Here is a 12,231-nt window from a genome sequence, read left to right as displayed (position 1 = left end):
CCGGGCAATGTTTCATTACAGTGCCGGGATATTTAATAAATTGTTTCAGTACTGCTTCTGTTCCGGTTTGCGCGGTAAAGTTTCATGACGCAGCGTCTTGACGGCAACACGCCCGCGAGGCGATAAAGCCGGTGATGAAAACGTCTTTCGCCATTTTCGGCATTTGCATTATTGGCTAGCGTTCGCGCTGGTCAGGACGTTTTCGCCTCATCTTCACACGAGACAGGTCAAACGCCCGGGCCAGCAGGCCAGGGGAGTTTTATGTCTGATTCAATGATGAAGTCCGGTGCGTTTCGGGGCCTTCGGCTTACCAACACGCTGACGCGCACGAAGGAGGACTTCGTGCCGATCGATCCGCAAAACGTGCGGATGTATGTCTGCGGGCCGACCGTTTACGACTTCGCCCATATCGGCAATGCCCGCCCGGCGATCGTCTTCGACGTGCTGTTTCGGCTGCTGCGCCACGTCTATGGCGCGGATGCCGTCACCTATGTGCGCAACCTCACCGACCTCGACGACAAGATCAACGCGCGCGCCCTGCGCGACTTCCCCGATCTGCCGCTTAACGAGGCGATCAGGCGCGTCACCGAAAAGACCGCCAACCAGTACCAGGCCGACGTCAAGGCGCTGGGCTGCCTCGAGCCGACAGTCGAGCCGCGGGCGACGGAGTTCGTGCAGCCGCGCGCCGACGGCCGCGCCGACATGATCACCTTGATTCTCAGTCTCATCGAACGCGGCCATGCCTATGAAGCACAAGGTGAAGTGCTGTTCGATACCGGCTCGATGGAAGACTACGGCCAACTGTCGAAGCGCAATCTCGACGAGCAGCAGGCCGGCGCCCGCGTCGAGGTCGAGGCGCACAAGAAGAGCCCTGGCGACTTCGTCTTGTGGAAGGCGTCTTCGGCCGAGGAGCCGGGCTGGTACAGCCCCTGGGGCCGAGGCCGTCCGGGCTGGCATATCGAGTGCTCGGCGATGGCGTCGGCCTATCTCGGCGAGGTCTTCGATATCCATGGCGGCGGGCTCGACCTGATCTTCCCGCACCATGAAAACGAGATCGCCCAGTCGCGCTGCGCCCACGGCACCGAGGTGATGGCTAACTATTGGATGCACAACGGCTTCCTGCAGGTCGAGGGCCAGAAGATGTCCAAGAGCCTGGGCAACTTCTTCACGATCCAGGAATTGCTGGCGACGGAGAATTTCGGTGGCCGCAAATGGCCGGGCGAGGTGCTGAGGCTGGCGATGCTGATGACGCACTACCGCGAGCCGATCGACTTTTCCGTGCGCAAGCTCGAAGAGGCGGAAAACACGCTGCGTAAGTGGAAGCGTGCGGCGGACGGCGCCGGCGGGGCCGAGGCCGAGGTTCCCGCTGGGCTGGTTGCCGCGCTGAGCGACGACCTGGCGACGTCGAGTGTCTTTCAGGGCATGTCGCAGCTGGCCGGCGAAGCGGCTGGGAACGTCGACGCGGCAGCCAGCCTGAAGGCCGCGCTGCTGTTCCTGGGATTCGGGCTCGACGCGGCCGAGGTTGACGAAGGTGAGGTTGCGAAATTCATCGCCGAACGTCTGGCCTTCATTGCCGCCAGGAACTGGGCCGAGGCCGACCGCATCCGCGACGAGCTTTTGGCCCAGGGCGTGCAGCTCAAGGATGGCAAGGATCCGGTGAGTGGTGAGCGTGTGACGACGTGGGAAGTGAAGCGGTGATGATGGCGGCGCGGCACAGGGTGGCAAGGGCTGCGGGACAGCGCCCCCCTCTGTCCTGCCGGACATCTCCCCCGCAAGGGGGGAGATCAGCTGTCACGTCGACTTTCGCTAACCACCGACGTTGCCGAAGGGGCGGTGCGATCGCCGCTGCCAATCTCCCCCCTCGTGGGGGAGATGTCCGGCAGGACAGAGGGGGGCAACGTAGGACGCCAGCCTCGCCGGGAGGGCATTGTTGATGCCACACACGCCGGTCGCGCACGCCAACCGTAGAAACGCCAAGTCGATGCGTCGCAAGATGACCGACGCCGAACTCAAGCTCTGGAATGAACTGCGAGCGCATCGATTGATGGGGCTCGGCTTTCGCCGCCAGTTTCCCATTGCCGGCTACATCGTTGATTTCGCCTGTCCTGAAAAGAAGCTCATCGTTGAAGTGGACGGATCGCAGCACGCTGCCGACGTAGGCGTTGCAGTGGATGCCATTCGCACACGATGCCTGGAAGACGACGGCTGGACCATGCTCCGGTTCTGGAACGACGACGTGCTTCGCGATATCGACAATGTCTGCCACCATGTCGTGATCTCGGCCGGCCAGGACGGAACGGCCGTCGGCATGAAGGAGGAGTTCGTGCAATGATCGACCACACGGGCATTTCGGTAACGGATTTCGACACGGCAAAGGCCTTCTACGACAAGGCGTTCGCTCCGCTCGGCGCTTCCCTGCTGATGATGGTGCCGGGCGAACACACCGGTGGCGTCAAGGTCGGCGGCTATGGGCGCGAGCGGCCGGTGTTCTGGCTGCACGAGGCGCCAGCTGGGCCGGGACGGCACTATGCCTTCACGGCCCGCAGCCGGGCCGAGGTCGACGCTTTCTATGCCGCCGCGATCGCCGCCGGTGGCCGGGACAATGGCGGACCGGGTCCGCGGCCGCATTACCATCCCGATTACTACGCTGCCTTCGTATTCGATCCCGATGGCAATAACATCGAGGCGGTGTGCCATGCCCCGGCCTGAGGGAACGTTGCCATGAGCCTCGACAACCGGCCTGTCTATTCCGGCGGCTGCCAGTGCGGCGCCGTGCGCTTTCACATCGAAGGCGCTCTCGGCGACGCCTCGGTCTGCCATTGCCGCATGTGCCAGAAGGCGTTCGGCAATTTCTACGCGCCTCTGGTGTCGGTGCGGCAGGCAAAACTCACCTGGACGCGCGGTGAGCCGAAGAAATTCCGCTCGTCGAACTTTGCCTATCGCGGCTTCTGCGGCGAGTGTGGCACGCCGTTGAGCTACGAGTCCCCTGACGGGGTGGCCCTCGCGATCGCCGCTTTCGACGAGCCGGAGGAGATCGCGCCGAACGTGCAGTGGGGCCTCGAGGGAAAGCTGCCCTATGTCGACCATGTCCATGAATTGCCGGGCTATTCGACCGAGGACGACCCTGATGCGGCCGACTTCGTCAATGACATCGTCTCCTACCAGCATCCCGACCATGACACCGACAGCTGGCCGCCGGAGGGGCGCACATGAACGCTGCGACGACGGGGGGCTGCCAGTGCGGGGCCGTGCGCTATCGTATCGCCCAGGCGCTGGAGAATGCGCATATCTGCCATTGCCGCATGTGCCAGAAGGCTTCCGGCAACTATTTCCTGCCGCTGGCGCGCACTGCCAAGGCCAAGTTTGCCGTCACGCGCGGCGAGGTCGGCTGGTTCCAGTCGTCAGACATCGTGCGCCGCGGCTTCTGCCGCGATTGCGGCACGCCGCTGCTGTTCGACGTTGTCGACCGCGATACGATCAACGTGGTGCTCGGCTCGCTCGACGAGCCGGCGTCGGTCAAGCCGGAATTCCAGTGCGGACCCGCAGCCAAGATGCCCTGGTTCGGCGAACTGGATGCGGTCGAGCCGTCGGCGGACGAGACGTCCTGGTACGCCGCGATCGCGCCATCGAACCACCAGCACCCCGACCACGACACTGAACAATGGCCACCGGAGAATAGGTCATGACCGAGACTGTTAGATCAGGCGGCTGCCAGTGCGGCGCCGTGCGTTTTCGCATCCGCGGCGCGCTGGGGCGCACCTCGATCTGCCATTGCCGCATGTGCCAGAAGCAGTTCGGCTCTTTCTTCGGCGCTTTCGTTGCGGTTCCGGTTGATGGCATCGAGTGGATCCGCGAGGAACCGAGCTATTTCCAGTCGTCGGTCAACATCGCCCGGGGTTTCTGCCAACGCTGCGGCACACCGATGACCTATCGCCAGCCGGGCGAACTCGAGATCGCTATCGGCACGTTCGACGATCGTTCCGATCTCGCGCCAACTGTCCAGATCAACCATGGCGCGCGCCTGCCCTGGGTCGAGGCGATCTTCGCCGCGCCGCCACATGACAATCCCGACTATTACCGGCGGCAGGAGCAGATCATCTCCTTCCAGCACCCAGACGAGGAAACGGCCAACTGGCCGGAGCATGGGCTGAAACTATGAGCGACGAACTGCGCGGCCTCTATCCCGAGATCGAGCCCTTCGACAGCGGCATGCTGGATGTCGGCGACGGCCACCAGATCTACTGGGAACGCTCCGGCACCAGGGGCGCCAAGCCGGTGGTGTTCCTGCACGGCGGCCCGGGCGGGGCGACCTCGCCGAAGCATCGCCGGCTGTTCGACCCAAAACTCTACGACATCATGCTGTTCGACCAGCGCGGCTGCGGCAAGTCCGTGCCCAACGCCTCCCTTGAAGCCAACACGACCTGGCACCTTGTCGCCGACATCGAGCGGCTGCGAGAGATGGCCGGTTTCGACAAATGGCAGGTGTTCGGCGGTTCCTGGGGCTCGACGCTGGCGCTCGCCTATGCCGAAACCCACCCCGACCGCGTCAGTGAGCTCGTGGTGCGCGGCATCTACACGCTGACCCGCGCCGAGCTCGAATGGTACTATCAGTTCGGCGTTTCCGAGATGTTTCCCGACAAGTGGGAGCGCTTCGTTGCCCCGATTCCGGAGGCCGAGCGCGGCGACATGATGGGTGCCTATCGCAAGCGCCTCGTCGGCGACGACCACAAGGCCAAGGTGGAGGCAGCCCTTGCCTGGAGCCTGTGGGAAGGCGAGACGATCACGCTGCTGCCCGACCCCGAAACCAGCGGCAAGTTCGGCGAGGACGATTTCGCTGTGGCCTTCGCCCGCATCGAGAACCATTATTTCGTACATGCCGGCTGGATGGACGAAGGACAACTGATCCGCGACGCCCACAAGCTGCGCGACATTCCTGGCGTCATCGTCCATGGGCGCTACGACATGCCGTGCCCGGCGAAATATGCCTGGGCGCTGCACAAGGCCTGGCCGCAGGCCGAATTCCACCTCATCGAAGGCGCCGGGCATGCATTTTCGGAACCGGGCATATTGAACCAGTTGGTCCGGGCGACCGACAGGTTCGCAGGGAAATGACAATGGCACGCGAACGCATCTATCTCTTCGACACGACGCTGCGCGACGGCCAGCAGACGCCGGGCATCGACTTCTCCGTCGAGGACAAGATCGCGATCGCCGCCATGCTCGACGAGTTCGGGCTCGACTATGTCGAGGGCGGCTATCCCGGTGCCAACCCGACCGACACGGCCTTCTTTGCCGAAAAGCGGACGCGGCGGGCGAAATTCGTCGCCTTCGGCATGACCAAGCGGGCGGGGGTGTCGACCTCCAACGACCCGGGCCTCGCCACGCTGCTGCAAGCCAGGTCGGACGGCATCTGCTACGTCGCCAAGAGCTGGGATTACCACGTCCGCGTCGCGCTCGGGGTCACCAACGAGGAGAACCTCGAATCGATCCGCGCCTCGGTCGAGGCGGCGCGCGACGCCGGCAAGGAGCCGATGGTCGACTGCGAGCACTTCTTCGACGGCTTCAAGGCCAATCCTGACTACGCGCTGGCCTGCGCCCGCACTGCCTATGAGGCCGGCGCGCGCTGGGTGGTGCTGTGCGACACCAATGGCGGCACCCAGCCGTCGGAGGTGCGCGAGATCGTGGCCAAGGTCATCGCATCCGGCATTCCCGGCGCCAATCTTGGCATCCATGCCCATGACGACACCGGCCAGGCGGTGGCCAATTCGCTGGCCGCCATCGAGGCCGGCGTGCGCCAAGTGCAAGGCACCATCAACGGCATCGGCGAGCGCTGCGGCAACGCCAACCTGATCACCATCATCCCGACGCTGGCGCTGAAGCCGCATTTCGCCGGGCGTTTCGAGACAGGCGTTTCGGAAGAGGCGTTGGCAGGCATCTCGCGGCTTTCGCGCGCATTCGACGAATTGCTCAACCGCGCGCCTGAGGCGCAGTCGCCCTATGTCGGCGCCTCCGCCTTTGCCACCAAGGCCGGTATCCACGCCTCGGCGATCGCCAAGGAGCCCAAGACCTACGAACACGTGCCGCCGGAAGCCGTCGGCAACCGGCGCAAGGTGATGGTGTCGGACCAGGGCGGCAAGGCCAACTTCATCGCCGAGCTGAAGCGCCGCGGCATCGACGTGCCCAGGGACGACGGACGGCTGGACGCGCTGATTTCGGTGGTCAAGGAACGCGAGGCCGAGGGTTATGCCTATGAGGGCGCCGACGCCAGCTTCGAGCTCCTGGCGCGCAGCATGCTGCACACGGTGCCGGATTTCTTCCGCGTGACCTCGTTCCGCTGCCTGGTCGAACGGCGTTTCGACGCCAACGGCAACCTCAAGACCGTGTCGGAAGCGGTGGTGAAGGTGATGGTCGATGGCGAGGAGAAGATGTCGGTGGCCGAAGGCGACGGCCCCGTCAACGCGCTCGACATCGCCCTGCGCAAGGACCTCGGCAAGTTCCAGCACGAGATCGGCGACCTGGAGCTGGCGGACTACAAGGTGCGTATCCTCAATGGCGGCACCGAGGCGATAACCCGCGTCCTGATCGAGTCGCATGACAGCACCGGCGCGCGCTGGTGGACCGTCGGGGTGTCGACCAACATCATCGACGCTTCGTTCCAGGCGCTGATGGATTCGATCATCTACAAGCTGATGAAAAACCGCGACATGGCGGGGCTGGTGGCAGCGGAGTAGGGGTTGCTTGCCATGATTGGGCCAGCCAAGGCGACTGGCCCGATCGATTGATCCATCAACGAAAAGCGGATGGACCATCAGAATTTTGAAATGGCATGGCCGGGCAGGCGGGCGCATAGGTTCGCGCCATGAGCACGAACACGCCTGCGATTTCTCGCGACGAAGCCACGCGTGGCTTCCTTTTTGCCCTCTCGGCCTATCTGATGTGGGGTGTCTTGCCTTTCTACATGAAGGCTGTGGCGCATATCCCGACGCCCGAGGTGATCGCCCACCGCATCACCTGGTCGATCCCCATCGCAGCCCTCCTGCTGTGGTGGCTGGGTCGCACCTCCGACATCAGGCAGGCGCTGCGCACGCCGCGGACGCTCGCGATGGGCACGCTGACAGCGGCGCTGATCACCATCAACTGGGGCGTCTATGTCTGGGCGATCGGCAACGACCGCGCACTGGAAACCGCGCTCGGCTACTACATCAATCCGCTGTTCAGCATCTTTCTCGGCGCCGTCGTTCTGGGCGAGAGGCTGACGCGGGCGCAGATGCTGGCGATTGCACTCGCCGTGGTTGCCGTGGCCCTGCTGACCTGGGAAACCGGCGGCTTGCCCTGGGTGTCGATCGTGCTGGCGCTTTCCTGGGGCTTCTACGCCTTGTTCAAGAAGACGCTGCCGATCGGCCCGGCCCAGGGCTTCTTCCTCGAAGTGCTCATCCTCGGCCTGCCGGCGCTCGGCTACATCTTCTACCTGCAGTCGACCGGCGTCGGCCATTTCGGCACCACCGGCATGACCGACGTCTGGCTCATGCTGGGCTGTGGTGTCGTCACCGCCGTGCCGCTGATCCTGTTTGCCAACGGCGCCAAGCTGCTGACGATGTCGACCATCGGCATCATGCAGTACATCGCGCCGACGATGATCTTCGTCATCGCCATCTTCATCTTCAAGGAGCCGTTCTCGAGCGAACGTGCCGTTGCCTTCGCGCTGATCTGGGTGGCGCTGGCGATCTATACCTGGTCGATGTTCTCCGAACGGGCGAAGAACGGCTGAGGTTCAGGTGAGGCGGCCTGCCAGCGGCAGGCCGCAGCCTCCGGGATTGATCCTTAAGGTCACATCTTGTCGATGAGCGACTGCACGCCCTCGGTGGGCGTGGAATCGCTGCCGGCCGCGACCAGGATGGCCGAGACCACGGCCTCCGGCTCGTCGATCACCAGCGGCTGGACCAGATGCGAGGTGTGCACGAAGCCCTCGGCCTTCATGTGGTCGAGCAGCGCCAGCATCGGATCCCAGAAGCCTTTGACGTTGGCAAAGACGATCGGCTTGCGATGATGGCCGAGCTGCGCCCAGGTCATGATCTCGACGATCTCCTCGACCGTGCCGATGCCGCCCGGCAGCGCCACGAATGCGTCCGATTTCTCGAACATAAGGTGCTTGCGCTCGTGCATGTTGTCGGTGATGACGGTTTCGTCGAGCCTGGTCAGCGCGGTTTCGGTCGCTTCCTTGTTCATCAGGAAGCGCGGGATGATGCCGGTGACCTTGCCGCCGGCGCGCAGCGCGCCATCGGCGACCGCACCCATGATGCCTTTGGTGCCGCCGCCATAGACCAGCCGCAGGCCGGCCTTGGCGATCGAGTGGCCGAGCAGATGGCCAGCCTTTATGTAGACTTCGTCGCGGCCCGGCGAGGAGCCGCAATAGACGCAAATGGATCGAATCTTGTTCATGGCCTGATTGGGTATTGCGTCTGCTGGCAGGGTCAAGCCCGCACGGGCTTTTTCTTGTCGCTGCCGGCAAAACAAGGTAGACCCGTTGCGCGGCTAGGGGCAGGGAAATATGGCGATTAATCCGTTGAAGATATTCCTATTGGCAGCCGGCGGCTCGGCCGCGGCAGCCACGGTTGCGTATGTGTCGGGCGCGCTCGATCCCTATCTAGCGCCGCCGGCTGCGATAGCCTCGTTGCCGGCGCCGAACTCGACGGCGCCAGCCGCCGACAAGCCCGCCGAACCGGCAAAGCCGTCAGCCGAGGCGGCGGCGCCCGCTGCTCCGGCGGTCGTAGCACCTTCCTTCGATGTCGTGCGTGTCGAGGACAATGGCGCTGTCGTGATCGCCGGCAAGGCTGCGGGTGGTTCCAAGGTCGAGATCGTGACCGGTTCGCAGGTGATCGGCGCGGCTGTGGCCGGCGCCGACGGTGATTTCGCCGTCGTGCTGGACAAGCCGCTGAAGCCTGGCGACTACCAGATCGTGCTGCGTGCCACTGCGCCCGACAATGTCGTGGCGACGTCGACCGAGACGGCCGTGGTGTCCGTGCCCTCCGAGCCGGGCGGCCAGGTGCTGGCGCTGGTGGAGGAGCCGGGCAAGCCGGCGGAACTGATCACCGTGCCCAAGCCTGCCGAGGCGCCGGCAAAGCTGCCCACGGCCGAACAGTCCGCCAACGCGCCCGCGACGACGACCGAAGCACAGACCGCGCCGCAAGCGGCACCGGCCAAATCGGACGCACCGGCCTCTCAGGCAAAGGTGGTGGTCGAGGCGGTCGAGATCGAGGGCAAGAAGATCTTCATCGCCGGTGCCGCCGATGCCGGCCGCAAGGTGCGCGCCTATGCCAACGAGATTCTCATTGGCGAAACGCAGACCTCGCCGGACGGGCGCTTCCTGATCGAGGCGGAGCGCGAACTGCCCGTGGGCGACTACATCATCCGCGTCGACGCGCTCGAGCCGGATGGCGTCAAGGTGGCTGCACGCGCTGCTGTCCCGTTCCAGCGCGAGCCGGGTGAGTCGATTGCAGCCGTTGCGCCGCAGGAACCGGTCCAGCAGCCGGCGGCACAGCAGCCCGAGGCCAAGTCTGACGCGTCGACGCCGTCAACGGCCGAAACGCCGGCCGCGCCAGCGGCATCTGAAGCAAAACCCGCCGATGTCGCCGCCGCACCGGCAGCGCCCGAGGCGACAGCCCCCAAGCTGGAGGCGGTCAACGGCGCCGTGATCATCCGACGCGGCGATTCCCTGTGGCGGATCTCGCGCCGCGTCTACGGCCATGGCGTGCGCTATTCGAACATCTATCTCGCCAATCAGGACCAGATCCGCGATCCCGACCGCATCTGGCCGGGGCAGGTGTTCCGCGTCCCGGAAAAGTCCAAGGAGGGCGAGGCCGCCAACATGGACGCCATGGGCGAGCAGGCGATGCCGACGCCCAAACCATAGGACTTCGGGCACGGCATCTCACCCCACTCGGGTTGCGCGGAATGCATTCATCGTCTATCGTCGATGAACGATGAAATCATTCTCCGCCAAGCAGAACTGCCGCGCACCATCCGTCGAGGATGTGGCGCACAAGCTTGCCGCCCTCTCGCATCCGGCACGGCTTGAAATCCTGCAGCGGCTGGGCGGCGGCAGGTCGTGCTGCTGCAAGGAAGTGGTCGAGCATCTCGACCTTGCGCAATCGACGGTTTCGCAACACCTGAAAATCCTCGTCGAGGCGGGACTGGTCCGCTATGCGCCGGAGCGCCAACGCTCGCGCTATCAGATCGACCAGGCGGCCCTGGCCGCCGTTTCCGCATCCGTCTCGGCGCTCGTCGAATCCTGCTGCGCCGGTGAAGGCGCGGACATCTAATCAAGGCAAGAACAGTGGCTAACAAGACCGTCTCCGCCGAACGCGGCTCGACTTTCAGCACGATCAGGAACCTTTGGCCCTATATGTGGCCGGAGGACCGGCCCGATCTCAGGGCGCGTGTCGTCTGGGCGACCGTGTTTCTGGTCGTTGCCAAGCTGACGCTGGTGGCCGGGCCCTATTTCTTCAAATGGGCGACCGATGCGCTGGCCGGCGACCAGCGCTCGCCGTTGCCGCTGCCGGCGTTCCTGGTGGCGCCGGTGATGCTGGTGGTTGCCTACAATGTCGTCCGCATCGTCCAGCTCGGCTTCAATCAGCTGCGCGACGCACTGTTTGCCCGCGTCGGGCAATATGCGGTGCGGCAGCTAGCGCACCGCACTTTCGTGCACATGCACCAGCTGTCGCTGCGTTTCCATCTCGAGCGCCGCACCGGCGGGCTGTCGCGCATCATCGAGCGCGGCACCAAAGGCATCGAGACCATCGTCCGTTTCACCATCCTGAACACCGCGCCGACGGTGCTGGAATTCGCGCTGACGGCCGGCATCTTCGGCTTCGCTTATGGCTGGAAATATGTGGCGGTCGTGGCCGCCACCGTCTGGATCTACACCTGGTTCACGGTGCGGGCGAGCGACTGGCGCATCGGCATCCGCCGCGAGATGAACGATTCCGACACCGACGCCAACACCAAGGCGATCGACTCGCTGCTCAATTTCGAGACGGTGAAGTACTTCAACAACGAGGCCATGGAGGCCGAGCGCTTCGACCGCTCGATGGCGCGCTACGAAACGGCGGCAACCCGCATCTGGACGTCGCTCGGCTGGCTGAACTTCGGCCAGGGCGTCATCTTCGGCATCGGCATGACCATCGTCATGGCCATGTCGGCAATGGAGGTCATGGCCGGCACCCAGACCGTGGGTGATTTCGTCTTCATCAACGCCATGCTGATGCAGCTTTCGGTGCCGCTCAACTTCATCGGCTTCATCTATCGAGAAATCCGCCAGGGCCTGACCGACATCGAGCAGATGTTCGACCTGCTCGACGTCGCGCAGGAGGTGGTCGACAAGCCGGGCGCCCGGGCGCTGGAGATCGGAACCGGCCGGATCGAGTTCCGCGACGTGCATTTTGCCTATGATCCCAACCGGCAGATCCTCAAGGGCGTCAGCTTCGAGGTTCCGGCCGGCAAGACGGTGGCGATCGTCGGCCCTTCGGGCGCCGGCAAGTCGACGATCTCCAGGCTGCTGTTCCGCTTCTACGACATCCAGCAGGGCGCGATCCTGATCGACGGCCAGGACATTCGCGACGTCAGCCAGGAGAGCCTGCGCGGCGCGATCGGCATGGTGCCGCAGGACACCGTGCTGTTCAACGACACCATTGCCTACAATATCCGCTACGGCCGCGTGAACGCCGACGAGGAGGATGTGCGCAAGGCGGCCGAACTGGCGCAGATCGCGGGTTTCATCCAGCGCCTGCCCGACGGCTACAAAGCGATGGTCGGCGAGCGTGGCCTGAAGCTCTCAGGCGGTGAAAAGCAGCGCGTGGCGATTGCCCGCACCATCCTCAAGGCGCCGCCGATCCTGATGCTGGACGAGGCGACGTCAGCGCTGGACACCCAGACCGAGCAGGAAATCCAGAGCGCGCTCGACCTGGTCAGCAAGGGCCGCACGACGTTGGTCATCGCGCACCGCCTGTCGACGGTCATTTCAGCGGACGAGATCATCGTGCTGGCCGACGGCAGCATCGCCGAGCGCGGCACCCATGCCGAATTGCTCGGCAAGCGCGGCCTCTACGCCTCGATGTGGGATCGCCAGCGCGAAGCGACGGAAGCCGAGGAACGGCTGCGCCAGGCCCGCGAGGGCGACGAGCTCGGCGTCGTCGTGCGCCGCCGCACTCCGGAGGTCACCGACGGGGCCTGATA

General features: G+C 64.5%; 13 protein-coding genes. 12 read left to right on the top strand and 1 reads right to left on the bottom strand.

Annotated elements, in window-relative coordinates:
• The first annotated feature begins 261 nt into the window (after positions 1-261).
• From cysS to rarD, 9 genes are all read left to right on the top strand, one after another.
• Positions 262-1,698 carry a cysteine--tRNA ligase gene (gene cysS, locus O1Y97_RS20110; protein ID WP_318762138.1) on the top strand — a complete coding sequence of 479 codons (1,437 nt, stop codon included), beginning with the start codon at positions 262-264 and terminating at the stop codon, positions 1,696-1,698.
• A 235-nt stretch (positions 1,699-1,933) separates the two neighbouring features.
• Positions 1,934-2,332, top strand: coding sequence for an endonuclease domain-containing protein (locus O1Y97_RS20105; RefSeq protein ID WP_318764249.1), 399 nt, complete (start codon positions 1,934-1,936; stop codon positions 2,330-2,332).
• Complete coding sequence (locus O1Y97_RS20100) at positions 2,329-2,709, top strand: VOC family protein (protein ID WP_183262230.1); 381 nt, start codon at positions 2,329-2,331, stop codon at positions 2,707-2,709. Before O1Y97_RS20105 ends, O1Y97_RS20100 begins: the two co-directional genes overlap by 4 nt.
• A 12-nt stretch (positions 2,710-2,721) precedes the next feature.
• On the top strand, positions 2,722-3,213 hold the full coding sequence (locus O1Y97_RS20095) for a GFA family protein (RefSeq protein ID WP_318762137.1): 492 nt from the start codon (positions 2,722-2,724) through the stop codon (positions 3,211-3,213).
• Positions 3,210-3,686, top strand: coding sequence for a GFA family protein (locus tag O1Y97_RS20090; RefSeq protein ID WP_108608731.1), 477 nt, complete (start codon positions 3,210-3,212; stop codon positions 3,684-3,686). The genes O1Y97_RS20095 and O1Y97_RS20090 overlap by 4 nt, the downstream gene beginning before the upstream one ends.
• On the top strand, positions 3,683-4,159 hold the full coding sequence (locus O1Y97_RS20085) for a GFA family protein (RefSeq protein ID WP_108608730.1): 477 nt from the start codon (positions 3,683-3,685) through the stop codon (positions 4,157-4,159). Before O1Y97_RS20090 ends, O1Y97_RS20085 begins: the two co-directional genes overlap by 4 nt.
• The gene (pip, locus tag O1Y97_RS20080) at positions 4,156-5,112 is read left to right on the top strand and encodes a prolyl aminopeptidase (RefSeq protein ID WP_318762136.1); all 957 of its coding nucleotides are present in this window, start codon (positions 4,156-4,158) and stop codon (positions 5,110-5,112) included. The genes O1Y97_RS20085 and pip overlap by 4 nt, the downstream gene beginning before the upstream one ends.
• Positions 5,109-6,731: a citramalate synthase gene (gene cimA / locus O1Y97_RS20075; RefSeq protein WP_404801206.1), complete on the top strand. Its 1,623-nt coding sequence runs from the start codon at positions 5,109-5,111 to the stop codon at positions 6,729-6,731. The genes pip and cimA overlap by 4 nt, the downstream gene beginning before the upstream one ends.
• Before the next feature lie 128 nt (positions 6,732-6,859).
• Entirely contained in the window at positions 6,860-7,768 is a 909-nt protein-coding gene (gene rarD, locus O1Y97_RS20070; protein WP_183262221.1) for an EamA family transporter RarD, read from the top strand.
• 59 nt (positions 7,769-7,827) lie between these two features.
• Here the strand turns inward: rarD and O1Y97_RS20065 are convergent, their stop codons facing one another.
• The gene (locus O1Y97_RS20065) at positions 7,828-8,439 is read right to left on the bottom strand and encodes an LOG family protein (protein WP_108608726.1); all 612 of its coding nucleotides are present in this window, start codon (positions 8,437-8,439) and stop codon (positions 7,828-7,830) included.
• Between the two features lie 109 nt (positions 8,440-8,548).
• Here O1Y97_RS20065 and O1Y97_RS20060 point away from each other — a divergent pair, with 109 nt between their 5' ends.
• From O1Y97_RS20060 to O1Y97_RS20050, 3 genes are all read left to right on the top strand, one after another.
• Positions 8,549-9,910, top strand: coding sequence for an Ig-like domain-containing protein (locus O1Y97_RS20060; protein WP_318762134.1), 1,362 nt, complete (start codon positions 8,549-8,551; stop codon positions 9,908-9,910).
• A gap of 70 nt (positions 9,911-9,980) precedes the next feature.
• Complete coding sequence (locus tag O1Y97_RS20055; RefSeq protein ID WP_318762133.1) at positions 9,981-10,319, top strand: ArsR/SmtB family transcription factor; 339 nt, start codon at positions 9,981-9,983, stop codon at positions 10,317-10,319.
• Between the two features lie 14 nt (positions 10,320-10,333).
• Entirely contained in the window at positions 10,334-12,229 is a 1,896-nt protein-coding gene (locus O1Y97_RS20050; protein ID WP_108608723.1) for an ABCB family ABC transporter ATP-binding protein/permease, read from the top strand.
• The last annotated feature ends 2 nt before the right edge of the window (positions 12,230-12,231 follow it).

It is taken from the genome of Aminobacter niigataensis, from assembly GCF_946995915.1.
Taxonomy (GTDB): Bacteria; Pseudomonadota; Alphaproteobacteria; order Rhizobiales; family Rhizobiaceae; genus Aminobacter; species Aminobacter niigataensis.
This window is presented reverse-complemented; position numbering and strand designations above follow the sequence as displayed.